The sequence below is a fragment of the Paenibacillus sp. MT124 genome (assembly GCF_058792755.1).
The window spans coordinates 3,985,797-4,011,907 of sequence record NZ_CM179500.1; the positions used below are offsets into that span (position 1 = coordinate 3,985,797).

22 protein-coding genes are annotated in these 26,111 nt (G+C 45.3%); 1 reads left to right on the forward strand and 21 read right to left on the reverse strand.

Annotated elements, in window-relative coordinates; all coding sequences use genetic code 11:
- Positions 1–81: 81 nt before the first annotated feature.
- From AC3RCI_RS17900 to AC3RCI_RS17930, 7 genes are all read right to left on the reverse strand, one after another.
- The gene (locus tag AC3RCI_RS17900) at positions 82–1,713 is read right to left on the reverse strand and encodes an ABC transporter substrate-binding protein (RefSeq protein WP_492525824.1); all 1,632 of its coding nucleotides are present in this window, start codon (positions 1,711–1,713) and stop codon (positions 82–84) included.
- A gap of 70 nt (positions 1,714–1,783) precedes the next feature.
- Positions 1,784–2,653 carry a carbohydrate ABC transporter permease gene (locus AC3RCI_RS17905; protein ID WP_127536699.1) on the reverse strand — a complete coding sequence of 290 codons (870 nt, stop codon included), beginning with the start codon at positions 2,651–2,653 and terminating at the stop codon, positions 1,784–1,786.
- Positions 2,654–2,665: 12 nt separating this feature from the next.
- Positions 2,666–3,595 (reverse strand): ABC transporter permease, encoded by a 930-nt coding sequence (locus tag AC3RCI_RS17910; RefSeq protein WP_371859930.1) that lies wholly within the window; start codon positions 3,593–3,595, stop codon positions 2,666–2,668.
- A gap of 585 nt (positions 3,596–4,180) precedes the next feature.
- Positions 4,181–4,972, reverse strand: a complete 792-nt coding sequence (locus AC3RCI_RS17915; protein ID WP_354483492.1) for an HAD family hydrolase — start codon at positions 4,970–4,972, stop codon at positions 4,181–4,183.
- Positions 4,973–4,999: 27 nt separating this feature from the next.
- Positions 5,000–5,512, reverse strand: a complete 513-nt coding sequence (locus tag AC3RCI_RS17920; RefSeq protein ID WP_095286441.1) for a hypothetical protein — start codon at positions 5,510–5,512, stop codon at positions 5,000–5,002.
- Positions 5,513–5,638: 126 nt separating this feature from the next.
- Positions 5,639–5,848: a DUF896 domain-containing protein gene (locus tag AC3RCI_RS17925; protein ID WP_193722806.1), complete on the reverse strand. Its 210-nt coding sequence runs from the start codon at positions 5,846–5,848 to the stop codon at positions 5,639–5,641.
- A gap of 96 nt (positions 5,849–5,944) precedes the next feature.
- Complete coding sequence (locus AC3RCI_RS17930; protein ID WP_336781997.1) at positions 5,945–6,322, reverse strand: LysM peptidoglycan-binding domain-containing protein; 378 nt, start codon at positions 6,320–6,322, stop codon at positions 5,945–5,947.
- A gap of 294 nt (positions 6,323–6,616) precedes the next feature.
- Here AC3RCI_RS17930 and lexA point away from each other — a divergent pair, with 294 nt between their 5' ends.
- Positions 6,617–7,243 (forward strand): transcriptional repressor LexA, encoded by a 627-nt coding sequence (gene lexA / locus AC3RCI_RS17935; protein WP_056689962.1) that lies wholly within the window; start codon positions 6,617–6,619, stop codon positions 7,241–7,243.
- Positions 7,244–7,354: 111 nt separating this feature from the next.
- On the opposite strand, the gene AC3RCI_RS17940 is transcribed toward lexA, so the two are convergent.
- The 14 genes from AC3RCI_RS17940 to mutS all read right to left on the reverse strand — a co-directional run bounded on the left by AC3RCI_RS17940 (position 7,355) and on the right by mutS (position 25,926).
- Positions 7,355–8,650, reverse strand: a complete 1,296-nt coding sequence (locus AC3RCI_RS17940; RefSeq protein WP_492525826.1) for an aldehyde dehydrogenase — start codon at positions 8,648–8,650, stop codon at positions 7,355–7,357.
- 243 nt (positions 8,651–8,893) lie between these two features.
- Positions 8,894–10,222 carry a type I glutamate--ammonia ligase gene (gene glnA, locus AC3RCI_RS17945; protein ID WP_095286437.1) on the reverse strand — a complete coding sequence of 443 codons (1,329 nt, stop codon included), beginning with the start codon at positions 10,220–10,222 and terminating at the stop codon, positions 8,894–8,896.
- Between the two features lie 128 nt (positions 10,223–10,350).
- Positions 10,351–10,764 carry a MerR family transcriptional regulator gene (locus tag AC3RCI_RS17950; RefSeq protein WP_095286436.1) on the reverse strand — a complete coding sequence of 138 codons (414 nt, stop codon included), beginning with the start codon at positions 10,762–10,764 and terminating at the stop codon, positions 10,351–10,353.
- An 82-nt stretch (positions 10,765–10,846) separates the two neighbouring features.
- Entirely contained in the window at positions 10,847–12,100 is a 1,254-nt protein-coding gene (locus tag AC3RCI_RS17955) for a methionine gamma-lyase family protein (protein ID WP_492474028.1), read from the reverse strand.
- Between the two features lie 84 nt (positions 12,101–12,184).
- Complete coding sequence (gene hflX, locus AC3RCI_RS17960) at positions 12,185–13,468, reverse strand: GTPase HflX (RefSeq protein ID WP_127536693.1); 1,284 nt, start codon at positions 13,466–13,468, stop codon at positions 12,185–12,187.
- A 118-nt stretch (positions 13,469–13,586) separates the two neighbouring features.
- Positions 13,587–14,558: an AAA family ATPase gene (locus tag AC3RCI_RS17965; protein WP_154893792.1), complete on the reverse strand. Its 972-nt coding sequence runs from the start codon at positions 14,556–14,558 to the stop codon at positions 13,587–13,589.
- 109 nt (positions 14,559–14,667) lie between these two features.
- Entirely contained in the window at positions 14,668–15,231 is a 564-nt protein-coding gene (locus AC3RCI_RS17970; RefSeq protein WP_095286432.1) for a ribonuclease FAU-1 family protein, read from the reverse strand.
- A 283-nt stretch (positions 15,232–15,514) separates the two neighbouring features.
- Positions 15,515–18,196, reverse strand: a complete 2,682-nt coding sequence (locus AC3RCI_RS17975) for a PBP1A family penicillin-binding protein (protein ID WP_492525828.1) — start codon at positions 18,194–18,196, stop codon at positions 15,515–15,517.
- A gap of 170 nt (positions 18,197–18,366) precedes the next feature.
- Positions 18,367–18,609: an RNA chaperone Hfq gene (gene hfq, locus AC3RCI_RS17980; RefSeq protein ID WP_017687918.1), complete on the reverse strand. Its 243-nt coding sequence runs from the start codon at positions 18,607–18,609 to the stop codon at positions 18,367–18,369.
- 227 nt (positions 18,610–18,836) lie between these two features.
- Positions 18,837–19,064, reverse strand: a complete 228-nt coding sequence (locus AC3RCI_RS17985; RefSeq protein WP_492525830.1) for a hypothetical protein — start codon at positions 19,062–19,064, stop codon at positions 18,837–18,839.
- 221 nt (positions 19,065–19,285) lie between these two features.
- Positions 19,286–20,233: a tRNA (adenosine(37)-N6)-dimethylallyltransferase MiaA gene (miaA, locus tag AC3RCI_RS17990; protein ID WP_492529939.1), complete on the reverse strand. Its 948-nt coding sequence runs from the start codon at positions 20,231–20,233 to the stop codon at positions 19,286–19,288.
- A complete protein-coding gene (locus AC3RCI_RS17995) occupies positions 20,217–21,002 on the reverse strand; it encodes a class I SAM-dependent methyltransferase (protein ID WP_183518952.1) in 786 nt (261 codons plus the stop codon). Before AC3RCI_RS17995 ends, miaA begins: the two co-directional genes overlap by 17 nt.
- A gap of 17 nt (positions 21,003–21,019) precedes the next feature.
- A complete protein-coding gene (mutL, locus tag AC3RCI_RS18000; RefSeq protein ID WP_492525832.1) occupies positions 21,020–23,110 on the reverse strand; it encodes a DNA mismatch repair endonuclease MutL in 2,091 nt (696 codons plus the stop codon).
- Positions 23,111–23,130: 20 nt separating this feature from the next.
- Entirely contained in the window at positions 23,131–25,926 is a 2,796-nt protein-coding gene (mutS, locus tag AC3RCI_RS18005; RefSeq protein ID WP_492474024.1) for a DNA mismatch repair protein MutS, read from the reverse strand.
- Positions 25,927–26,111: the final 185 nt, after the last annotated feature.

Genomic DNA, 26,111 nt, shown 5'->3' on the forward strand with positions numbered 1-26,111 from the left:
ATTCATTCATCTTAGCATAAATTGCCGTTTCACTAAAATGAGCTCAGCGAAACGGCAATCGATTAAACTTTGTCTATCATGCTATTGCTGTTTGTTCTCTTTATACTTTTTGTACGTATCGTTGGAAATCTGCAAGTACTGAGACAACCCTTGTCCTTCCAGCTCCTGTACAAATGCATCGAACTCGTCAAGACTGCGTTCGCCCAGAATAAATTTAAGTGTATTTTGGTCCGAGTAGTCCTTAAGTGGAGTACTAAGCAATGTTACCTGCTCACGGTCAATGTCTGAGTACGGAATCGGCGGTTCAGCAGGAATAACTTCCTTGGTATCCTTCATGTCCTGCTGGAATTTCAATTCTTCTTCACTAAACATGGAGTGCAGCAGATCCGTTGTTCCACCATAAGCAAACACGCCACCAGAGAAACCGTAATCAATACGCAGATCTTTTGTGCCTTTAGGATTCAATCCATTATAGTTCACATCATCCGCAAGCTTGCGAACCCCATCCTGTTTCGTGAAGGTCTCTCCTTCAACTCCCCATTTGGCAAACTCCTGTCCTTCATCACTGTAGTATAACCAGTCAATAAATTGCATTGTTGCTTTGAAATTTTCACTATCTTTGATTTTACCGGAAATCATGACACCGTTTTCAAGTCTTGATCCAGACATTAATTGTCCTTTCGGACCACCGGGAACCGTAATTTTAGCAATGGAGAATTTTCCTTCACCCAACGTTTTATTCATATCATTGCGATGCAGCACTAACGTTTGAGAGTTACCGTTAATGATAAACGACTTGCCAGAGACAAATTTTTGTGTCGCTTGATCATCATCTTGAGTGAAACTTTCCTTGTCCAGCAATCCTTCGGACACCATTTTGTTGAAGTAAGTCAGCATTTCTTTGTACTCAGGAGTAGTGGATGTATATACGAATTCATCCTTGTCTTCCTTATACGTAAGACCATTGCCGAAGCCCCACCCGCCCTTGGTTCCAAAACCAGCAGCCGCAATATTCAACGTACTGTTAAATTCAAATCGGTCAGAGAACGGAATCGAATCTGGGTAGATCTCTTTCAACTTCTTGGCAGCATCATATAGTTCATCCCAAGTTGTTGGGATAGGAATGTTGTTTTCCTCGAAGACATCCGTTCTAACAATCAGTGTATAGTCTGGCCATACTTCTTCATGCAAACCAGGGAGAACATAATACTTCCCGTCTTCCTGACGGAGACCCTCCAGTTCATCCTCAAGTCCCCATTTCTCTATCTTGTCCTTGAAATTAGGCATCAAGTCAACATAGTCACTTACGGGTAATATGGCTCCAGAAGATACGAAGGCAGATTCTTCACCCGGATAGGTTTTAGGGATTACGAGAGGTGCATCTCCCGAACTGATCAAAAGAGATCTTTTTTGCGGATAGTCAGACATCGGTACAATGGTAGGATCCAAGGTCACACCCGTCAGCTCGGTGATTTTTTGGAAAAGCAACCAATCTTTCTTATATGGATATGCTGGCTGATCACTATAAAGTATGGATAAGTTGAATGGCTCCGAGGCTTTAAACGTTTCACCCACTCCGTAGGACTCCATAGCCCCTTTGGATTCAGGTTCGGCCTTCTCGGTTCCCGCTCCGCTGCTGCATGCTGCCAAAACAACACTCATCATTGTTGCCAAAACCATCTTGCCTACAAGCTTGCGTGGTCTCTTTTTCATTCCATTGTCCCCCTGCATGTGGTTTAGATTGGCCTTGCGTCTAAGAGATGTTAACTATATGCACTTGGAATTACTGCTTGACAGATCCCAACATGATACCGGTTACAAAGTATCTTTGCACAAACGGATAAATCGTAAGGATAGGCAGAATTGTAAGTACCATCGTTACCGACTTGATATTGGCTGAGATTTGAGTCAAATTATCAGCCGACGCTCCAGCAGAAGCTCCTCCTGTTGCACCTGCAATCATGTTCCGCAAATAAATGGTCACAGGGAACAGTTCCTTTTTGTCGAGATATAGGAATGCCGGGAACCATGAGTTCCAGTGTCCCACTGCGTAGAACAGAACCATTGTAGCCATTACAGCCTTACTTAGCGGCAATATGATACGAAGTAAAATACCATATGTGTTTAAACCGTCGATGGCTGCTGCTTCCTCCAGCTCCTCAGGCATGTTTTCGAAAAATGATTTCATAATTAACATGTTATAAATGCTGATTGCTCCAGGTACAACTAATGCCCACATCGTATTGTTCATGCCAAGGGAATTAATCAGGACATAGTTTGGAATCAATCCGCCACTGAAAAACATGGTGAACACGGCAAACATTGTCCAGAACTTGCGTCCCATTAATCTCCTTTTAGAAATCGCATACGCGAATATGGTTGTCATAAACATGGATATCAACGTACCTACCACGGTGTAGATAACTGTATTTTTATAATTGGTCCAGAACATGCTGTCACGCGAGATGGTCTTATAGGTTTCCACATTGAACCCTCTCGGGATGATACTGACTTTCCCGGAATTGATATAGGATTCGCTACTGAAAGATTGTGCTACGACATTCAGGAACGGATAGAGTGTGACGAATACCACGAGCAGCAAAAAGATGGCGTTGAACACTTTGAACACTTTGTATGATTTTGATTCCTGCATGTTGCCCCTCCTTTACCACAAGCTTCGTTGTGTTAGTCTGCGTGAGATTGCATTTACCGAGAATACCAAGATCAGTCCGATGAGTGATTCGAATAACCCAATCGCAGTAGCGTAACTGAAGTTGCTGGATTGCAAACCTACACGATACAGATAAGTGGAAATCACGTCTGATGTATCATAGATAAGCGGATTGTAAAGGAGGAGAATTTTCTCAAATCCGACAGCAAGAAAATTACCCATATTCAGAATTAACAATGTAACAATCGTTGGCAAAATGCCTGGGATGGTTACATGGATCGTCTGTTTCCAGCGATTAGCACCGTCAATCCGTGCAGCTTCATACAAAGAATCATCGATTGTTGTTAATGCGGCAAGATATAAAATGGCTCCCCAGCCCATGCCTTGCCAAATTTCAGAGGTTATATAGATCGTTCTGAACCATTCGGCGCGCTGCATAAAAGGAATGTTGTCTCCAGTAAAGAATGCAACCAAGCCATTAATGGATCCATTCACTGCCGTAAGTTGCAAAATCATACCGGCTACGATAACGATCGATAAGAAATGCGGCAGATAGGATGCAGTCTGAACGAACTTTTTGAAGCGTTTACTTTTTACTTCATTCAAAAGCAGAGCAAAGATAATGGGAACCGGGAAAGTGAAGAGTAATGCAAGCCCACCTAAAATGAGTGTGTTCCCAAATACTTTCCAGAATGTAGGGTCCTGAACGAACATCTGAAAATACCTTAACCCAACCCAGGTTTCACCAAAAATGCTGCCTCCGGGTACAAATCTTCTAAAGGCAATCACATTACCAATCATGGGCCCGTATTTAAAAATTATCAGATAGATCACTGGAAGTATTAATAGTGAATACAGCTGCCAATCTTTGCGGAGTAAGGCTCCAGCCGTTCTCAACCTGCTTTCTTTGCGTAATGAGGTCATCGTAAGCGTGGTTTTAGCAGTTTCTGACTTCATATCTGATTCACTCCGATCAAATAAACTTGATAAAATTAAAAGTACTTCATGACAGCTCCCATCTTCACTTCTTTCTATCGAAACCCTTTCAGAAATTTCACCCCCACTGCATACTAAATATTTTGAATGTAAGCGATATCAATTTAAAGTAGTTTAATGGATACACTTAGGTACAGATTGTTTTCTTATTGCTCAATCTCATAAATACCTGTTGTATTCCAAAAATTAATATTTCCCAAAACTATGTAAAGCGCTTACAATATACATAAAAATAATAAAGCAATAACTTCTGATTCCATGACCTGGATATGCCAAAAGAGTACTGCTTTTAAATGATTCCCATACTAGTCATACTAGTATGTTAGTTACATTTTAAAACAGCAGTCCCAACATTACAATACCTTTTTTTATTATTTTTGATATTTCTTCACTACACAGTTGTTTGAAAGTTTCAACCAGATCAAAAAAACATTGATAACCCATGAATGATTTTGCATCGTTCAACGAGGTTATCAATGTTTTAAAATGCACTATTGTTCAATTCTGAAATAATCAGAAATTAGCAATAATACGATCTAATTCTGATAAGTGCTTAATCTCATGATCAGGTACATACGACTCCGAGTTCACTTTGTTCTCACGATTAATCCAGACAGACTGGATTCCTGCTGATAAAGCTCCGCGGATATCCGTCGTGAGTTTATCTCCAACCATCAAGCCTTCTTCTGGTTTTACTCCAAGTTTGCTGAGCGCATGTTCAAAGATTGACGGATCCGGTTTTCCCTTTCCAAAAGTACCCGAGATGATGATCTCATCGAAGAAAGGAGCCAGTTCAGGCACACCATCCAACTTCTCTTGCTGCAGAGCAGGACAACCATTCGTCAAGAGCAACAGTTTGAATTTTCCCTGCAAGTGACGCAAAGTGTCCATTGTTTCTTCATATACATGAGGTCTGGATCTTCGCTCTGCTCCAAATTGCGAAGCAAGACGTTCGGCCAAATCTTCACGATCCACTCCCAGCTTCAATAAGCCACGACGCCAGGACTCCTTACGATATACAGGGGCAAGCTGCTCCAATTGACGGAATTCCGGCTGGTCACCGCCTGTAAAATTAGCCCATAGTCCTTCAAACGGATTGATACCAATCATTTTGGTGAATGCATAGGTTTCATAGGATTCATATAGACTACGAGCTTCATTACGAACAGCTTCTTCCAATGCCTCAGCATCGACGCCGGTTTCTTGTGAAGCAAGCAGGCAAGTTTCGTGGAATGCTTCTCGCACACTGCGTTCATCCCACAACAAAGTATCATCCAGGTCGAACAAAATCGCTTTTAATGCCATTCCGATCATCTTCCCCTTTGTGAATAATTACTTTTTCTCGTCTGTTTCTACAGTAATCTGATGTGCTTTAGCAAATTTCAGAAGTCGTTCAGAGATGGCATCTGTGTCATAGCGGTTCAACAGTTTAGTGAACACCCATCTTTTGCCACGGCTGTTATGTTCGATAACTACCGTTCCCTGTTCGAATCTAAACTTAACGATGTCATCTACTCCAATGGAGCGTTCCCGATTCCCTTTGGTTGTTATAATCCGGTTGCTCCCGATTTTGATGTAAGGACGGCGAAGCATAAAAATTACAGCCAAAAATACATACAACAGCATCGTAACCCAGTCCCATGTTGTCATTGGAGCTTTAACAAGAAATGTGCTCATAAACAGATACAAAAACGCAAGTCCAATGAGGAAAATAGGAAACAGAAGACTGCGTCCTTTGAAAATGTCCTCACCGGGCGTACCCGAAATCGGTTGACCATTTTTTTTACGCTGCTGATTCAACTGCTTTGAATTTTTCCGAACCGTTCTCTCGAACGAACGAGCCATGAGAATCCCCCTTATGTCATCTTTGTATCGGCTTACAAAATTCGCAAACCGACATTCCCCCTATAAATTTGCATTCTCAAAATAAAAGGAAGAAACCTAAATATCATTACGATATCTTTAGGTTCCTTAGTGTTTGAGTTTGCCTTGGTGGCCTTGATCGTTCTCATCATCTACAATTTCAATGGACTCCAGTTGCTGTCTGAAGTTACTGCGGATGTTGTTTAAGTAAATTTCTCTAAGTTTAGCACGTTCGGCAAGTTCTTCCTCTGAAAGTCCAGTGGACTTTTGTTTACGAGCCAATTCATTGATGCGTGCTACCAGGCTATCTATATCCAAGCTTGTCCCCTCCAAAAATACAAAGTCATACTAACTTTGACATGATCGAGGCTGCTTGTCAAGGTTGCTACTTACTCGCTCAACTGAATCGTGGTTTTAAGGGGTAAACTGAGGCAAAGTTAGGACTTGTCCAGCTTGAATTGAAGTGGTTTGAAGCTGGTTTACTTTCTTTATTGCTTCTATATATACACGTGTATCCATATTTTCCGGTTTATGTTCCAAAGACAAGCTCCACAATGTCTCACCCTGGGATACTGCTATTTTGCTGCCGGGAAGAACATTGTTCTCGTCTCCTGCAAACACAGTCAATACAGTGCTGCAGCCAATAAATATGATTAACGATGCCATAATCAATTTCAACATCCATGTTGGCATCTTGGCTTCTGCAAACCATTGTTTAATGTTACCTATGTTAGACTTGACCGCTTCCGAATTCACCGGTTCGTAAATACTTTGATAAGTTGAATATCTCATATTAATCGTCCTCCAAACGTTTGTTCCTATCTGTTAAAATCAATATAACACGAACACTTGTTTTGTACAACAGATTTTTAGAACAATTGTTCGCTTTATTTTAAACTCCAAATTTCCCGTAAATCTCTAGGTGAATCCAACTCGTTTTTTTACTATTGTTAGATTTGAAGGACTATATGAGTAAAAGACTCAGAAACATTGATTTTATCGGATTTATTTAGAACTTATGTTTGTACGAACGGAGGTTCTATGTTATAATTTTCCCAAACGTTACTAAAATGGGGTTGATACGGTATGTCGAAGATATCCAGCAGGCAGCAAGCTATTCTGGAGTTTATACGTAATGAAGTCCGGTTGAAGGGATATCCTCCTTCCGTACGTGAAATTGGTGAAGCGGTTGGACTGGCTTCCAGTTCTACGGTTCATGGACATCTGGACCGTTTGGAGAAGAAAGGTCTCATTAGACGTGACCCTACTAAACCAAGAGCCATTGAGTTGTTAAGCCAGGAGGAATCAGAACACTCCCATCAGTTTGCACACAGTGTTGCTCGCATTCCTGTTGTAGGTAAAGTTACTGCAGGGGTTCCGATTACCGCAACAGAGAACATCGAGGATTATTTCCCGCTACCGACACACTATGTTGGAGAACAGAAAGTATTTATGCTCTCTGTTGTTGGTGACAGTATGATCGAAGCAGGAATCGTTAACGGAGACTACGTTATCGTACGCCAGCAGCAAACGGCAGATAACGGAGATATTGTCGTTGCGATGACAGAAGATGATGAAGCTACAGTTAAAACATTCTACAAAGAGAAAGACCACATTCGTCTTCAGCCTGAGAATGCAACATTTGAACCTCTTCGTTTAAAACATGTTAGCATTTTGGGTAAAGTGATTGGCCTTTTCCGTGATATTCACTAGTCTTTCTTCCAACAGCAAGTCAGCTGAACTGTAATGACAAAAAGAGGTTGCCCTGTTGAACAGGACAACCTCTTTTTACATGCTAAATTTCTACTTCGTTAATTCCATTTCTTATCGTTTGAGAATGCTTTTGTGATGTGAGAACACTTCAAAGCTTTGCTGACCATGATATGACCCCATACCACTCTCACCTACACCGCCAAAAGGTAAATAATGTGAAGTCATATGAGACAATGTATCATTAATGCACCCTCCACCGAAGGACACTTGATCCAAGACCTGATTCTGCAGCTCCTCATGCTGCGTGAACAGGTACAGCGCCAGCGGTTTGGGACGGCGCACAATCTCAGCGAGCAGAGGATTAAGATCATCGTAAGTCATTACCGGCAGAATGGGACCGAATATCTCTTCTTGCATAACAGGTGACTGCCAATCCACATTTCCTACCAAGGTAGGTTCAATCAGCAGCTGATCCCGATCAGAGCGACCACCAATCAGAGCATGACCCTCTTCTAAGAATACAGACAGTCGATCAAAGTTACGTGTGTTGACGATATGCGGAAAATCAGGATTTTCCATGACATCCTTACCGAATTTATCTTGAATCTCCTCACCAATCTCTTCAAGGAGTTTATCGTGTACGTCCTGATGTACAAGCAAGTAATCCGGAGCAACACAGGTCTGACCCGCATTCAGGAACTTGCCACGGACGATCCGCTGAGCTGCCAACTTCAAATTTGCGTCTTTATGAACAATTACAGGGCTTTTACCACCTAATTCAAGCGTTACCGGCGTAAGGTGCTCTGCTGCTGCCTTCATAACGATGCGACCCACACCCGTGCTTCCTGTGAAGAAAATATAATCAAACTTCTCTTTCAACAAGGCAGTGCTCGTTTCGACTTCACCTTCCATGACAGCTACATATTCCTCAGGAAAAATATCTGTGATCAGGTCATACGTCAGACGTGACACTGCCGGCGTTAATTCAGAAGGCTTAATAACAGCACAGTTACCCGCTGCAATTGCACCAATCAATGGACCAAATGCCAGTTGGAACGGATAGTTCCATGGCGCAATAATGAGAGCAACTCCATAAGGTTCTGGATAGATCATGCTTGTACCATCAGGTATAACAGAACTTGTAGGCACTGCTCTAGGAGCCGCCCATTCCTTAAGGTGTTCCAGTGCAAAATCCAGTTCACCCAAAACGATGCGAATCTCAGAGTTATAGGCCTCTGTTTCCGATTTATTTAGATCAGCATGAAGTGCGTCCAATATCCGTTGCTGATATTTCTCTATGCCTTGTCTTAATTGCTGAAGAGCATGAATCCGATACTCAATATTTTTAGTTTGTCCTGTATAAAAGAATGCCCGCTGTCTTGCAACGAGTTGTTTCGCTTGTTCCATATTAACATCTCCAATTAATGTTTTAAAATTAAATTGCTAAAAATATATTTGAATTATATCTTGTTTATATGAAATTATCAACATATTAAAATATCTGTTATCAGGAAAATATGTATCTTCTCTCTTACTATTATATGTATACTATTCAATGCTGGTATTTTTTTAGAAAACTACTCACTTTTGTCCCCTTATGTAATTCATCAAAAAAAGCCCTTGGCACTATTGCGCCAAGGGCTTTCCTTATTAGTACAACGTGATATATTGATCGCGTTCCCATTGGTGGACTTGTGTACGGTACATATCCCACTCAATTTCTTTCAGCTCGTAGAAGTGAGCCAGGGCGTGATCGCCAAGTGCATCACAGATGACTTCGCTGCGGATCAATTCGTTCAATGCTTCTTTCAGATCAGCTGGCAAGCTTGGAATGCCTTCTTCCACACGCTCTTCTTCTGACATAATGTAGATGTTACGGTCAATCGGAGCTGGTAAGGAAAGCTCACGTTTGATTCCGTCCAGACCTGCTTTCAATAAAACAGCCAAAGCCAAGTAAGGGTTAGCAGCCGGATCCGGGTTACGAACCTCAACACGTGTACTCAGACCACGGGAAGCTGGGATACGGATCATTGGGCTACGGTTACTGGCGGACCATGCTACATAACAAGGGGCTTCATAACCTGGTACAAGACGTTTGTATGAGTTCACAGTTGGGTTAGTAATTGCTGCAAACGCACGCGCATGCTTCAGCGTTCCAGCCATGAAGTGACGTGCAGTTTTGCTCAGTCCCAGCTCGTCCGACTCGTCAACGAATGCGTTGGCACTGCCTTGGAACAACGATTGGTTACAGTGCATACCGGAACCGTTCATACCAAACAGCGGTTTCGGCATAAAGGTAGCATGTAGACCATGCTGACGTGCAATCGTTTTAACAACGAGTTTGAACGTTTGGATCTGGTCTGCTGCTTTTAGAGCATCAGCATATTTAAAGTCGATCTCATGCTGCCCTGGAGCTACCTCATGGTGGGATGCTTCGATCTCAAAGCCCATTTCTTCAAGTGTGATAACAATGTCACGACGACAGTTTTCACCAAGATCCGTAGGCGCAAGGTCGAAATATCCACCTTGGTCATTCAGTTCGTTAGTCGGGTTTCCTTTTTCGTCTGTTTTGAACAAGAAGAACTCTGGTTCAGGACCGACATTGAAGGAAGTGAATCCCATTTCTTCGGCTTCCTTCAGGTTTCGTTTCAAGATGCCGCGTGGGTCTCCAGGGAATGGGTTGCCATCCGGCAAATAAACATCACAAATTAGGCGAGCTACACGGTTCTCAGCTACCCAAGGGAAAATCAGCCAAGAATCGAGATCCGGATAGAGGTACATGTCGGATTCTTCAATACGCACATAACCTTCAATGGAAGAACCATCAAACATCATTTTGTTATCCAAAGCCTTGGTCAATTGGCTTACAGGAATTTCAACGTTTTTGATAGCTCCAAGCAAGTCGGTAAATTGCAATCGAACGAATCGTACGTTTTCTTCTTTAGAGATGCGGAGAATGTCTTCTTTTGTATAACTCACGATACCTCTCCCTTTCTTTTCTGCTTATTTGGCTTGCATGTTATATTTGTACATTAGAAAGTTCCACGGGTCAAGGAGTCTGCCATCACAACTGCATGATTTCCCCTCACTCGCCAAGTTATGCGAACTTACTTTTTATTAAAAAATCGGGAAAGCTCTCCCTGAATGAGAGATACTTGTCCAGGTCTCTTACCCGAAACAAGCTGTTGCTTCAATAAACGGTGCAGCTGTGTATCCGACAGTTCTCTGCGCTTCACTTCAGTATCTGCGGTGATGACTGTCGCTTCTTCGGATTCCTTGGATACCGGATTCATAACCTGCTTGATGCCGGCAATATTAACACCTTTTTCGATCAAAGCCTTGATCTCCAGCAATCGTTCTACGTCATTAAAGGAAAACAAACGTTGGTTACCTGACGTTCTTGCCGGTACAATCAAGCTGTGCTGCTCATAATATCGAATCTGACGAGCGGACAGATCCGTAAGTTTCATAACAATACCTATCGGGAATAAGGCCATATTTCTGCGAATTTCGTCACCCATGTTCATCAACCTTCCAGTCATCTATTCTTCACCCTATTGTACATTTAGTTATTACTAAGTGTCAATGACGTGTTAGATAAACTCACAATAATTTACGATCTTTCATTGTCTGCAGCGCCATCAAAACGCCATATTTAACATGAGAGTAGGTTAATCCCCCCTGCATGTAGCCGATATATGGCTCTCGAATAGGCGCATCCGCTGACAACTCCAGGCTTCCGCCCTGTATAAACGTACCTGCCGCCATAATGACGGGATGTTCATAACCAGGCATGTCCCATGGCTCAGGAACGACATGACTATCCACTGCAGCAGCCCGCTGAATTCCCTGTACAAAAGCGATCAGATGCTCCGCGGAGGAGAACTGCACAGCTTGGATCAAATCTGTTCGTGTCTCATTCCAAGCAGGTTTGGTTACAAATCCCGAAGCAGCAAACATTGCAGCGGCAAAGGTACTGCCCTTAATGGCTTGTCCCACAATTGTCGGCGCCATGTAAAGTCCCTGGTAGATCCCCCGGGTCGTTCCCAACATGGCACCAACCTCACCACCTATGCCAGGTGCAGTCAAACGATACGCTGCCAGTTGAACATATTTTTCCTTCCCGCATATGTAACCCCCGGTTTCAGCAAGGCCTCCGCCAGGGTTTTTAATTAGTGAACCTGCCATCAGATCTACCCCGACCTCTGTCGGTTCGCGTTTCTCCGTAAATTCGCCATAACAGTTATCCACGAACACGATAACATCTTCTTTGATAGCCTTTACCCGTCTTACCATATCAGCTATCTCATCAATACAGAAGGAAGAACGCCAGTCATATCCACGTGAACGTTGGATACCGATGACTTTGGTTGAAGCAGTAATATTCCCTTTCACTGCGTCCCAATCGACACTTCCATCTGCCAGCAAAGCGGTTTCACGGTATCCAATACCAAAGTCCCGAAGAGATCCGGTTCCATCTTCCGGACTTCCAATGACTTTGTGCAATGTATCATAAGGTTTACCTGTGATGTATAACAACTCGTCACCTGGGCGCAGTACGCCAAAAAGAGCGGTAGCTATCGTATGTGTACCTGAAGCAAAATGGGGACGAACCAACGCAGCTTCTGCACCAAATACGTCCGCATATACTTCATCCAGCACTTCCCGGCCACGATCGTTATATGCATATCCCGTTGAACCGGCAAAATGAAAATCACTGACTTGTTTGCGTTGAAACGCATCAATGACCTTCCACTGGTTGTAATCCGTAATACCGTCAATCATTTTCATCTGTTGTTCAATCTGGGCCTCAACTTGTTGTTGCAGCTCCACAATCTTTGTATCCAAGCTTGCCATCTTACTTCATTCCCCTTCATTGCACTAATCTAACGCATAATATCGATTATCGTGTCAACTTACCATACCAATATGTCATGTATATTACAATTCAATGAAATCTTCAAGTAAATAACCGAATTTTTCATATTCCCCTTTTTGCAGCTCAACTTGATAGATCACATCGTTTTCTTCAAATGTTGTTTCAACAACATCTCCAACCTTATAAAGAACGGATGTAAGATCGCCCCGCTCTGCAGGAATACGGAAGCGCTTCGTATCCCCCGTCAGCTCTTCCTGAATTCGCTCCCGAATCTTCAGCAGGTCAGCCTCTTCCAGTGCACTTACCTTCATATGGTCTTTGTCCAAAGGAAGCATTTCCAGCTGCTCCGGTGTACATGCATCTTTTTTGTTATAGAGCACCAATTGAGGCTTGTCGCCAGATCCGAGCTGCTGGAGAATGTCGTGTACAGTTCTCATCTGATCTTCCCTCATTGCAGAGGATGCATCTACAACATGCAAAATCAGATCAGCTTCGTTCACTTCCTCCAATGTCGCACGGAAAGCGGCAATCAGATCATGTGGAAGGTTTTGAATAAACCCTACGGTATCCGTAAGTACAATTTCTTTACCGCTTGGAAGCTCCATCGTACGTGAAGTTGGATCCAACGTAGCAAACAGCTGGTCCTGAATATATACATCAGCGGCAGTTAATTGTTTAAGCAATGTGGATTTACCTGCATTCGTATACCCTACAAGTGCAACCTGTACAATGCCAGTCTTTTTACGACGCTCGCGATGAAGTTTGCGGTGGCGTGTAACCTCTTCCAAGTGCCGTTTCAGATCATCAATGCGACCCCGGATATGACGGCGATCCGTCTCCAGCTTGCTTTCCCCCGGTCCACGTGTCCCGATTCCCCCTCCAAGCCGTGAAAGGTTTTTGCCATGACCCGATAATCGCGGAAGCAGATAGCTAAGTTGGGCCAATTCGACTTGAATGATACCTTCTCTCGTATTTGCACGTTGAGCGAAAATATCCAGAATCAACTGGGTACGGTCGATAATTTTGAGATCCAGTGCCTCTTCCAGGTTACGAACCTGAGCTCCAGACAGCTCTTGATCAAATATCGCTGTGGTCGCGCCTAATTCCTCTGCAATCGCACGTAGCTCCTCCACTTTACCTTTTCCGATAAACCACTTCGTATCCCGGGTTTCACGGTTCTGGGACAATACACTCAGCACCTCAACACCTGCGGTCTCTGCAAGCTTCACCAATTCCTCTAAAGAGTACTCCGGATTAATGCCTGACCGCTTAACTTCATCTGTAATCAAACTAACTAAAACGGCGCGGTCTTTCTTAACCTGATCTGTATCATGGGTAACTGTCATATTCAATATGTCCTCCTTATCAAACTCAGCTTCATCTATTACGGTTATTGTTCCCTCATAGCGTACTTTAAGCCGAACCGGTTAACCCGGCCGGCTGCTCCAAAAAAACCATTATCGCTTACTTTCGCTCAAACTTCAAATCCTCTGTTCGAATCGTCATCAGTTCCAATTTTCCCGGACTGCCCTGGGTATACTGTTCCAGCAATCGTACCGCCTGATGACGTATGGACCGCTCAATTGCATTTCGAACGTACCTAGCATTGCTGAAGGCATGCAGAGATTCATTTTTTTCCTGCAGCAAATGCTGCTTCAACTTCAGGATGGTCTGTGGCATTAAAATATAATCTCGCTCTTTCGCCATAATCTCTGAAATCTGTATCAATTGATCTATACTGTAATCCGGAAATTCAACCTGGATAGGAAATCGGGATGGTAATCCCGGATTGGTTTGCAGAAAGAAATCAATTTCTTCTGAATACCCTGCCAGGATCAAAATGAATTGATTTTTATGATCTTCCATGGATTTTACAAGTGTATCAATAGCTTCCTTGCCAAAGTCCTTCTCGCCACCGCGAGCCAAGCTGTATGCCTCGTCGATAAACAAGATGCCTCCAAGTGCCTTCTTCACCAGATCGCGCGTTTTCTGGGCCGTATGCCCAATGTACTCTCCGACCAGATCGGCCCGCTCCACCTCAATAAGGTGCCCTTTGCTGAGCACACCCATCTTTTGAAACAGCTTTGCCACAATCCGTGCAACCGTTGTTTTCCCGGTCCCTGGATTTCCTTTGAAAATCATATGATACACATGTGCTCCACTGATCAGGCCTGCCTCAGAACGCATCTGGGCTATTTGTAAAAACGCATAGATTTCAAATACGAGATCCTTGATATTTTCCAGCCCAACCAACTGCTCGAGCTCACCTTGAATTTCTTGAAAGTGGCTGTGCTTGGCTAATCCCTTTACTGCCTGAAGTGGTGTCTCCTCTTCCTTCGCCAACATCTGAGGCTCTTGGTTACGCAATACAACATTAATTTGTCTGGATGGTCTGCCTCCCGGTTGCCCTCCTGCAGCCATGACCCGTCCGTTCATTCGCCATCACCTCTATTTTATCGGGCTGATCTCTCCTGATTATTAATGTATTCTATCAGATGCTCCAATATTAGAAGGATGGCGAAGTAATTCTCTGCTTGGTCAAAACTCAGATTTGAACGTTTTTGCGAAACTCCCCGTTCTCAAACAAGGTTTGCCGATGCTTCAATGATAGCTGAAAATAAGGAAACACATGCGCATCAATGGCATGCAGCAATTCCTTGGCCGTTCGGTTAGCCAGATCATAATCGCCGGTTGTAATATGCTTACGCGAGAGGGCGTCTTCAAGCTCATCTTCATCCAGCAAGAATACCTCTCCATCTTTCAGGACGACGACATCGAGATAGAGATCATCAAACCAGGGAACCCCCTGATCCGTGATGCCCTGGCTTCGACAGGTATCAATGTACCATTCAACGATCCGTTCCTGATCGTCAAACATGGCTGTCACCACGAAATGCTCTCCCTTTGGGTAATACTGCAGCCATGAATACCCTTTATCTGCGATGCAAAACGTACTCCCCCCATAGGTTTTCCACAAGGGTTCTTTCAAATCCTGTATGGTATACAACGTAATGTAACCTGTAAAAACTTTGGATTGTACGAACCGGCATGTAAATTGTCGGTTCGTAATCCGGCGCCAGTTCGCGCGGTCCCCGAATTTCCGTTTCATACGAACCCCTCTTTGCCGACTACAGGCCCTTGACCTGTTCTCATATTGGTGAACACTGAATAACGTCCGCACAGCCGATTCCATGACTTACGAATCAGTTTTGCACAACGTATTACGATAGCTACAGCTTACCATATTTAAGTTATACACTCAAAATTAAGCTTTGCCTCACCAATTAATCGATATGAATGGAGTTAAATTATCGCTGTCTAAAACAAAAAACCTGCTTCACCGATCATACGGGAAGCAGGTTAAGAACTGCGATAATGATATTTAGTTAGAGTTAACCATCGTTTCCGGTCTGTGTTTCAACCGAACCATCATTTTCACCTGTGTTGCTTTCTGTTCCGGCATCCGGCGGAACAACTTCACCAGGAGTCGTAACCGAACCTTCGCCGGATCCATCATTATTCCCACCGGGATCTGTGGTTCCCGTTCCAGGGGATGTATTTCCATCACCAGACTGGCCGTTTCCTTGCCCCGGTCCTCCATTGTTACCATTACCGTTTCCATTACCGTTACCATTATTGCCATTGTTTCCATTACCATTTCCGTTGTTACCGTTGTTTTCACCCGAATTCCCATTATCCGGTGAACCGTTATCCGGATTCTCGGTACCAGGCTGTTCCGTGCCTGGATCCGTTCCTGGATCAATTCCTGGGTCTGTACCCGGTTCTGGTTCCACTGGTTCGATCTCCTGCGCCTCAATCATAAGTGAGATCGTATTGGACGGATCCGTTTCAAGTCCAGAGGCCAGATCAAAGGCAGTAACATAATACTCGTATGTCAGGCCTGGAAGTGCACTTAGATCCTGTGCACTAGTCGATCCCACCGAATCAATCAGATGGGTGAATTGCGCTTCGGACGTCTCTTTCCGATAGATCCGATATTGAGTATTCGCGTCTCCTGTTCCTGTCCAGTTAAGCGAAACCGTCTGAGAATTCGGATCATACGCCCCGCTTAATCCACTAACCGATAATTGCGGCTGCTCCGGCTGCGTTTCTTCCGGTGGTGGTGCCTGTGCACCTTTAGGTGCTTCAAAGTCCTTTACAGGTACACCCTTCAGTGCATCAGTCATGACTTTTGCAAAGAAAGCAGCAGATAGCTTACTGCTGTTTTTGAGCATATGGGTTGCGTCCGGATTATCATATCCCATCCAGACTGCAGCAGTCCATTCAGGTGTATATCCGACAAACCATACATCACGGTTTGCGCTGTTGCCAGCGATGCCGCTCTGCACCGTACCGGTTTTACCTGCTACCGGGCGATCCAGTCTTGCTGAACGTCCTGTACCATCATTGACTACGTTTTGAAGCATCTGTGTCAATGCGTATGCATTTTGTTCACTCATGACACGTGTCGTGTCTGACTTGTCATGTTTGTATACGGACTTATCCGAGCTGTCCTTGATCTCCTTGATCGAGTAAGCCTCTTGATATTCACCGAGGTTGGCAAATGCACTATAAGCTTGTGCCATCTCAAGGGTATTTGTACCTTTGCTCAGACCACCCAGAGCAATCGCGAGGTTTTTATCCTCATCTGTAAGCTGAATGCCTACACTCTTGGCAAACTGTACGCCTGTATTTACACCTATTTTATCAAGCAGCCACACGGCAGGAATGTTCTCCGACTTCGTGATGGCCTCGGTCATACTGATGGTTGAAGAGTATCCATGCAAGTTTCCCGGGCAATAATTGCCAAAGCACTGCTTCTGATTGCTCAGCGGCGAATTGGCGTTATAGTCCCCAGACTCCAATGCAGGCGCATACGATACGATGGGCTTGAATGCCGATCCCGGTTGTCTACGGCTCTGTGTTACCCGGCTGTACCCCTTCGTTTGATAGTCACGTCCACCCAAGAGAGCAACCAGACTACCATTTTCATGGTTCATGATAACCATGGATCCTTGAACCTTCTGGTCGTCTTTGCTTTCCTCAAATAAACTGTCATCCGAGAAGGCACTTTCCATGGCCGTCTGCGCCTGAGCATCCATGGTTGTATAAATCTTGTATCCACCGATGTTCAGATCATCTTCTGTTTTGCCTGTTACCCGTTCTGCTTCACGAAGAACATAATCAATAAAGGCTTGATATTTTTGCTCTTTCTCCGGTGGTGTATAATCGTAATCCACCGCTTTGGCTTCATCCATTTCTGCCTTCGTGATGTAGCCTTGTTCGTACATCAGCTGCAGCACCACACCGCGGCGTGCTTTGGAATCGTTCGGATTGCTCAGCGGGTTATAGGCGGATGGCCCTTTAGGCATCGCTGCGAGCGTGGCAATTTCCCACAGATCAAGATCCTCAAGCTTATCCTTGCCAAAGTAAAATTCCGATGCAGCCTTAATACCATAACGCTGATGACCGAAGAAGATTCGGTTCAGATACATTGTGAGAATCTCGTCTTTTGTGTACTTGCGCTCCAAAGCCATCGCAATGGATACTTCCGTCGCTTTCCGGAAGAATGTTTTGTCACGGGACAGGAACATGTTTTTCGCAAGCTGCTGGGTTAGCGTACTGCCCCCCTCAACCATGGAACGGGCCATGATGTCTTTTAAAGCTGCACGTCCGATGGACCAGATATCCACACCCTGATGCTCATAGAATCGTCTGTCCTCTGTTGCCACAAAAGCTTCCTTTACCAATTCGGGAATCTCATCTTCATCAACGGGTTCCAGCTTCTGAATCGACAGCTCCCCCATTAATTGGCCATTGCGATCATATACTTTCGATGTCTCATTAATTGTTGTTTTGTCCATGTTGGCTGTAAGCAGCCGCTCACCACTGACCATGATGAACAGATAACCGCCAAGTGCACAAAAGATGGCGATTGCCATAGTGAAAAACAGTGTCCACCCAACGCGTTTACCCGTAATTTTTTTCTTTTTAGAGGTCTTAGGCTTCGCTTTCTTGGGTGACTTGTTATTGTTGTTGCGATTGTTAGACCTCGACAACGGATCGTTTGGCATGTTACCTCCTGACTCCCTTTCGGTTGCTCAATTTCTATTTGCCTGTATAGGCTAATGCTTATCATAACCCTTTTTTGCCCGGAATGAAAAGAACAACCCTTGTTAAGGTTGCTCTGCTTCAATTCCTATACTTGTAGACGAAATGGTTGTAGAAAAGGTTTCGTAATTTTTTAAGCTTCGCCGCTGTTATCCTGCTGCATCAGCGATACGCTGCGTTGCGGCGTGAACGTGGAGATGGCGTGCTTATAGACCATTTGCTGGCGTCCGTCGCTGTCAATGACGATCGTAAAATTGTCAAATGCCTTGATCGTTCCACGGATTTGAAAGCCGTTGGTCAGATAGACCGTAGCAGGAATGTTTTCTTTCCGCAGTTGGTTCAAGAACGTATCTTGGATGTTGATGGACTTGTTCATTAGCCGTACCCCCATTGGTTCATTTGAATTCGTGTTTAAGATAGTATTCAATATCGCTGAGTAGCTTTCGTGCTATTATATCATGAACAGTTTCATATAATCCACAAAAACCCCTGTCTACTAATTTGCATCTCGGAATCAGCCTGACGTGCAGTTAGAAGACTTATCCATTATACACCGCTTGTCTAAAATGCAAAAGAGGGACAAAATCATCGTTTTAGAGCGCTTTATTCCTGCCGTTCCTGGCCAACCAAAGGGTTCGACAAAGCTTTCGTTAGCGGAATTTTCTGCCGTTCCTTTCGATCATGAATCAGCATTTTCAGGTATGTATTGGTATTGGACAGAACGATAATTACCCAAATTAGGGCAATAAGACCTAGAATGGCAACGGCAACTCCGAATAATCCGGAAAATAATAGATATAAGCTCGTTCCTCCACTATCACTTGAGTCCATTAAAGCTCCTCCTTTCTCTTTGGAACACACGGTTCATCATTTTGATGTTGTTATGTGTTTTCATTTTATTAAAAATGTTATTTTTTTACAATAATTTTATTGATTCAATTCCTTTATTTTCTCTGTTTTGCACTCAAAATAAAAAACCTCTACTCTTTTTTTGAAATCAAGAGATAGAGGTTCAAACGTCCCATAGGGGACCTATTTCACACGTTTCGCAATCACTTGAACTTTTGATGAATTAATGCACATACCCTCTCATAGTTCCCTGCGAAATCTTCGGTATCTGTCATATCCACCCATTCAATGTCCTTCATATGCCGGAACCAGGAAAGCTGGCGTTTGGCAAAGCGGCGGGTATCCCTCTTCAGCCATTCCACCGCAGCATCCCAGCTGACTTCGCCTTGAAGATACGCCGCAATTTCCTTGTATCCCAGTCCCTGCATGGAGATATGGCCTCTGGCCACACCGCGTTCCAGCAGCGACTTCACTTCTTCTACCAAACCTTGCTCAATCATCAGGTCAATACGTTCTTCAACCCTGGCGTAGAGCTTTTGACGATCCATTGTTAAACCTATAATACTCAGATCGTACGGGGATTCTTTCTTCTGCGACGCCAGTTGTTCAGATAACTTCTCCCCTGTCAGGTGGTAAATCTCAAGAGCCCGAACAATTCGCCGCTGGTCGTTCACATGCAGCCGTTCCGCACTAATTGGATCGATTTCCCTCAGCTTGTCATGCAGCGCATGAGCACCGTGTAACTCCGCATAGCGGAACTGTTCCTCCCGAAAGGCCTCATCCGACCCGCTTTCCGAGAATTGAAATCCGTAACAGACCGACTCTACATAGAGACCGGTTCCCCCAACAATAAAGGGCAGCTTACCGCGATCCTGTATTTCACTGATCAGCCGGGTACAGCTCTCCTGAAATTCTGCAACCGAATATGGATATTCCGGTTCATGAATATCAATGAGATGGTGGGGCACTCCTTTCATCTCTTCACGGGTAATCTTGGCCGTCCCGATGTCCATTTCACGATACACCTGCATCGAATCTCCCGAAATAATTTCGCAATTAAACGCTTGTGCGAGCTCGATACTCATCCTTGTTTTGCCTACTGCTGTTGGTCCAACCAGTACAAGCAGTTTAGGTTTAGCTTCCGCTTTCAACATTTATCACTCCGTACAGTGTTTTTGCATTGGCGCGATCCAGCACCTCGAATCCGAGCCTCGTAAACTCCGCGCTGCCGCGCTTTTCTTTCATCACAACCCGTTTGCGGGCTACCCGTTTGGCCTCCATGATACTTTGAATATCCAGTGCATGGGAGTTTGCATAATCCCGCAAGGGCTGAATCGCACTTGAATCCATCATCGGTTCGCGGAACATGGGGTCGAAGTAAACTGTGTCGCAGCTTCGATCCGGCATAGAACGAAGAAGATCCAGATGATTGGCATGTCTTAATTCAATTCTGCGAAAGGCTTCATCGACTTCGGGCTGATTACTCTCGTAATAGGACATCCCCTCAACCAACAGTGTATAGAGCTGCAGAGAGCTCTCACAAGCAATAACCTTTCCCTGCTTACCTGCTGCGACGGAGAACACAAGCGCATCCGTACCTAATCCGGCTGTACAATCAATGATGGTATCTCCTTCAAGTACGGCTCCCGCTTCCAGCATAGGATCAGGTTCTCCCCGCAATACACGCTTCGCGCGTACGAATCCCATGCTTGGATGAAATTCAAGCTGCGGCGCATTCTTGCGATACAAGCGCGCCTTGCCTTGAAGCACGACCAGGATTTCGTTAACGCCATAACGTTCAATCAGCTTGGGCAATGACTTTTTATTGCGCGGCACATAGGTGCCACCCGTCTTTTCCGCGAGCTTGCGCGCGCGTTCCACAAGCGAAGGCGCCTCTGTATCACCGGTTGTAATATACATAACTTCCTCCTAAACAGCTACATGACCCTTTTGAACAACTTCTCCAGATCATAGGTTGAAAATGAAACCACTATCGGTCGCCCGTGTGGACAAGTGTAAGGCTGTCTGCAGGAACCGAGTCGCTGAATTAGCGTCTCGGCTTCCTGTTCTGTCAGCTTCTGATTGGCTTTAATCGAGGCTTTGCATGAGCACATGATGGAAGCAGCTTCCCGCATTTTCCCCACATCTATGCTGCGCTCGCTGAGCACCCATTCAGACATTTCCTCAATAATATCCTTCTCGTCCCCTTTGGGAAACCAGAACGGATGGGAGCGTACACGAAACGTCTGTCCACCGAAATGCTCCAGATAGACTCCAGCCTGTTCAAACCAGGCCAGCCTGGACTTGAGTTTTTCCGTCTCTGACGGTGTAAATTCCAGCGTGATCGGCAGCAAAAGCTCCTGTGATGCTTGAGCCGGATTACCAAACTTTTCATAATAATATTCATAATTCACTCGCTCATGAGCGGCATGCTGATCAATCAGATAGAGGCCGTCTTCATTCTGGGCAATCAGATACGTACCGTGATGCTGACCAATCAGGCTGAGCTCCGGAAACGCCGGCATCGTTGCATCCGACTTCACCGCTGCTGCCAGCTTCGCAGTATCAGGTAAACCTGAACCCTTCCAGCTGCGTTCCATATTGGAACGATTAGAAGCTTGATATGACGGCCGGTTTTCTCTAACTGGAGCATTCATGTTGGTTGGTCGATATGTCGGCGCTGCGTCCTGAGTTGGCACCTTGCGTTCATCTGCCTGAACCCGCTCATCAACAACAAGGGCTGCTTGAAACGGATTTATCGGGTTGAGCTGATCTGGCGGTGGAGCGTCCGGCAAGGGAGGTACCTCTGAAAAGAGTTCCGCAGCCTGTCCCGGTTGAATATCAGCGGGGGCATCCAGATCGTCCTCTTCCATGGCCGTGTTTCCTGGCACAACGGTGTTATTCTTTTTGGGCTGTGCACCATCATCTTCTATCGCTGGCTCATCCTTGTATGGTCCACGCGGAAACAGAAACTGTTCCTGTATAAATGAACTGTCGTTCCCACGTCTGATCTGCTGTTTGGTCACTTGGGGTATAAGCACTTCCTGCCGCAGTATTCCCCGTACTGTCGTTTCAATAAATTCGTACAACTCGGCTTCCTTGCTGAACCGCACTTCCAGTTTTGCCGGATGCACGTTTACATCTACGAGTGAAGGATGCATCTCAAGCTGCACCACAACAAGCGGGAATCGATTGATCGGCAGTAACGTGTGGTACGCTTTAAGAATGGCTTGATTAAGACCATAATTGCGAATAAATCGACCATTCACAATCGTTGACATGCCGCCCCGATTAGCACGTGTCCATTCCGGGAGACTGATTAATCCACTTACCCGATAATCCAGATTCTCGCCTTGGATGGGCAGCATGGCTTTGGCTGCACTCGTACCGTAGATTGCTGCCACCACCTGAAGCAGGTCGCCGTTTCCGAGCGTCTGCAGCAGCACATTGGCATTATGCCGCAGCGTAAAGGAAATATGCGGATGAGACATAGCCATCCGGTACAGCACGTCCGAGATATGTCCCAGCTCGGTTTGGATCGTTTTCATATATTTCAGGCGGGCAGGAGTATTATAAAATAATTCTTTGACAACAAACTCTGTCCCTTGAGGTGAAGCAGCATCCTCATGTGTACACAGTTTGCCACCCTCAATCACAATCCGCCGCCCCCGGCCGTCGTCTACGCTAGCCGTTAGCACTTCGACCTTGGAGACAGCCGCGATACTCGGCAGAGCCTCTCCCCGAAAACCAAGACTTGTGATCTGGAAGAGATCACGCCCGTGTGTAATTTTGCTCGTTGCATGACGATAGAATGCTGTTTCCAGATCCTCAGGCTCAATGCCTGAACCATTGTCTTTCACACGAATGCTGAGCAATCCGCCCTCTTCCACGGAAACTTCAATTTTGGTAGCCCCAGCATCCACGGAATTCTCCAGTAATTCCTTAACAACCGAAGCAGGCCGTTCAACCACTTCACCTGCTGCAATCTGGTTGGCAATATGTTCGTCAAGGACATGTATTTTCGCCACAGGTTTCCCCTCCCATCATATCAGGATAATTGCTGTGCCTTTAACTTAAGCTCGTTCAATAATTGCATCGCCTGCAGAGGCGTCATATTCATAACATCAATGTCTTTCATGTTGCGTATAAAATCTCGCGCGGGTTTGTCCACAGCGACCACATCATCGGGCTTGCTTCCCACGCCCGGCTCATCATCACCGAATATCGACAGCTGGACAACGTCCTGTGGTTTGGAACCAGATCTATTCTTATTACCTCGCTCCTTGAACGATTCGCTCTCCACGTAAGTCACCGTATCGGGTACCGAAACCACAGCTTCCTCTCGTATCACTGTGGCACTTTCGGCATTTTCCATTCCAGGTGTATTATTGTAGTCCGATCCCGGAATGCGGCTTCCCTTCCCAGCAAACTCACTGCCGACCGCCACCTGTGCAGCCGCATGTTCGAAGCCGTGCAGTAAACCATTCGCTCGTTCAATAATACTATCCGGCAGACCGGCAAGTCGTGCGCAGTATATACCATAACTGCTGCTGGCAGCACCCGGAATCAACTTGCGCAAGAAGTTCACTTTGTCCCCGCTCTCCTGTACGGCCATGGAGTAGTTTGCCAGCTTATCCAGACTTTCTTCCAGGTGAGCCAGTTCATGAAAATGCGTCGATACGAGTGCTTTACAGCCTATAATGTCGTGCACATACTCAATGACGGATTGGGCAATAGCCATCCCCTCGCTTGTTGACGTGCCCCGGCCCAATTCATCGATAATGATCAGGCTTCTCGGCGTTGCTTTGTCCGTCATTACCTGAATATCCGCCATCTCCACCATAAACGTACTTTGACCGCCAATCAGATCGTCTGCTGCCCCAATTCGTGTGAAGATGCGATCCATGATTGGTACCTCTGCCTGACCTGCAGGTACAAAACAACCGATCTGCGCCATGATTGAGATCAGGGCAACTTGTCGCATATACGTACTTTTCCCAGCCATATTTGGACCAGTAATCAGAAGAATCCGTGCTTCTTCCTTTTTCATTGCGGTGTGGTTGGCGATAAAGGCACCATCCCTCATAACAGCCTCCACCACAGGATGACGTCCTTGTTCCACAACAAAGTCATAACCATCTGTCAGTGTTGGTCTAACAAAATTCCGCTCTGCACTGATTACCGCGAAGGATTGATACACATCGATCTCCGCAACCTGTTCAGCCAGTTTTTGCAGTCTTGCAATTTCCTGATTCAACCGATCCCTCAGCTCAGCAAATAATCCGTATTCAATATCGACCATTTTGTCCTGTGCTTCGAGAATCAATGTTTCTTTTTCCTTAAGCTCCGGCGTAATGTAACGTTCTGCATTAGCCAACGTCTGTTTTCGCTCATAACGGCCTTCCGGCAAGGAGGCGAGATTGGACTTCGTAATTTCGATATAATAGCCAAACACCTTGTTGTAGCCGATTTTCAGGGAGCGGATGCCCGTAGCTTCACGTTCTTTTGCTTCCAATTCAGCGATCCATTGTTTGCCATTCACCGATGCTTCCCTTAGTTCGTCCAGTCGTTCATGGTAACCTTCACGGATTAATCCTCCATCCCTTACGGAAACAGGAGGCTCGTCCACAATGGCACGGCCAATGGCATCCCTTAAGTCACTACAGTCATCCATCATCTCCGCAATATTCTGCAGCGTGGTAGAAGAAGACTCTGCACAATACTGGCGCAGTCCGGGTATTTTATCCAGCGACAGCTTAAGTGCGTTCAAATCGCGCCCGTTGGCATTCCCAAAAGCAATCCGCCCCACCAGTCGTTCCAGATCATAAATGTCCTTCAGTTCAGCACGCAAATCCTCACGCAAAATAAACTGATTGTATAGTGTGTCCACTGCTTCTAGTCGCTCATTAATTTTCCCTTTTTGAAGTAAGGGTTTATCCACCCACCGCCGCAGCATCCGCGCACCCATAGATGTCTCCGTTCTGTCCAGCAGCCAGAGCAATGAGCCTTTTTTGGAACGCTCACGAACCGTTTCCACAAGTTCCAGATTACGTCTGGTGAATGGATCCAGAATCATGAAGTGATCCGGCTCGTAAGTCGAGATTTGTGTCAATTGCCCCAGAGAACGTTTCTGCGTTTCACTCAGATAAGAGAACAGTCGTGCAACACAAACTTGACGTTCAGGCTCCAGTCTTGCCCATGCAGCTTCACCGAATTGCTGCCGAACGAGATCTTCCTTGCTTTTGGTCCAGGGCGTGTATACAACAGGTCTCCCAATTGGTGAAGATTGCGCAGCGACGGTATCAAGAAGAGACGCATCACCGACTACTTCGGAAGGTTCGTAAATGCCGATCTCGTCCTTCAGCCATTCCTTGGAATATGGCACGGACGTCACGTACAATTCACCCGTTGACAGATCACACGCTGCCAGCGCCAGTGTATTTTGGTTTCCTGTCAGGCAGACCATATAATTGTTGGATTTGTCGCCAAGAGTCTTGCCTTCCATCACCGTTCCAGGCGTGATAACACGTACAATCTCCCGGCGTACCATGCCTTTTGTTACGGTTGGATCTTCCATCTGCTCACAGATGGCAACCTTGTATCCTTTTTCAATCAGACGCTGTATGTAATTGTCCGCCGAATGATAAGGCACACCGCACATCGGAATTTTCTCTTCCCCACCGCCTGCGCGTGCAGTCAGCGTAATTTCGAGCTCACGTGCTGCATTGACAGCATCATCGAAGAACATCTCATAGAAATCACCTAATCTAAAAAAAAGAAAAGCGTCTTGCGCTTCGGCCTTCACTTGCAAATATTGTTGAATCATTGGCGTATACTGAGCCATGAATATCCTCCATCCGTTCCTATGTTGTCAGGAAGAGTCCCTGCCCTAGAAGGAACAATAAGGCGGTCAGGCACATCTTCGTGCCTCCGCCTCATGTTTCGGCCACCTGCCGCTTCCTTCACAGACCAGTGTCTGCATGTCTTCCATAGCTGTAATCAGATCCAAAATTGACTTACTTTCTATTA